This is a genomic window from Streptomyces sp. S6, from assembly GCF_054880855.1.
The window spans coordinates 1-1,006 of the sequence record NZ_JBTYMC010000678.1; the positions used below are offsets into that span (position 1 = coordinate 1).

Below are 1,006 nucleotides of genomic sequence, written 5' to 3' on the forward strand. Positions count from 1 at the left end.
CGGTGGGGGCGAGGCGGGTGACGGGGCAGGCGGCGCCGGCGAGGGTGGTGAGGAGGTCGGCCACGCAGGTCGCTGCCGCGCCTGGGCCGGCGATGAGGATGCCTCGGGGGCGGCCGTCCGGTTTCAGTTGCTGGACGCCCGCTTCCGCCGCGTTCCTGGCTGCTGTGCGGACTCGCGCGCCTGCTTCCGCCGCGCCCCTCAGGAGGGCTCTGCGGTCGGCCTCTGCGAGGGCCTCCGGCGTGTCGAGGAGGGATTCGTCGAGCATGGCGGGGTCTCCGATCGCGGGGTCGGGTGGGGCGCGGGGTGGAGGGTGGGTGCGGGTCTGTGGGTGGCTGGGGTGGGACGTTTCGCTCACCCGCGCTTGCGGGGTGCCGCTGCGCCCACCCGTGCCGCCCCTAGCGGCACGACTGCCCGCAGCTGGGGCGCGGGGAGGAGACGCGCCTGCGGGTGGGGCGCGGCGCGACTGCCCGCAGCCAGGCGGAGGAGAGGAGGCGGCTGCGGGTGGGGGTGGCGATCCTCTGGGACGGTCGTCCACGGCTCGTCGTCGCGTGGTCGGCTCGGTGAGTTCCGCGTCGGACGACCCTCCCGGCGCCCCCTCGGATGTTCCTCGCCCGTCCGAGGTGTGCCTCCTGCACCGACCCCGCTACTCCGGCTTGCGGGCCTCGTCCACCAGGAGGACCGGGATGCCGTCGCGGACGGGGTAGGCGAGGCCGCAGTCGGGGCTGGTGCAGACGAGGTCGGTGTCCTGCTCGGTGAGGGGGGCGTGGCAGGAGGGGCAGGCGAGGATGTCCAGGAGGCCGGGTTCGACGAGGGGCATGAGGGGGTCCTTCACAGGTCAGGCGGCTTAGGGGGCCAGCCTAGCGCCGGGGGGCTGTGAGGCTCAGGGTTCCGGGGAGCGCAGGACGCGGAGGTGGCCTCGGCGGGCGACCTCCATGGGGTCGGCGGCGCGGCCGGATCCGGTGCCCGCGGCGCGCTCCTGGGGGCGGGCGGCCTCGCGGACGGCGTT

At 76.0% G+C, this 1,006-nt stretch carries 1 protein-coding gene and 2 pseudogenes; all 3 read right to left on the bottom strand.

The genetic code is table 11. The annotated features are described in order from the left end of the window. Nucleotides 1-265, bottom strand: a pseudogene (locus tag ACVNF4_RS36370) (SIS domain-containing protein); the annotation flags it as partial. A 378-nt stretch (nt 266-643) separates the two neighbouring features. Further along, nucleotides 644-817: a Trm112 family protein gene (locus ACVNF4_RS36375; protein WP_461807084.1), complete on the bottom strand. Its 174-nt coding sequence runs from the start codon at nt 815-817 to the stop codon at nt 644-646. 63 nt (nt 818-880) lie between these two features. Further along, nucleotides 881-1,006, bottom strand: a pseudogene (locus ACVNF4_RS36380) (DUF3499 domain-containing protein); the annotation flags it as partial.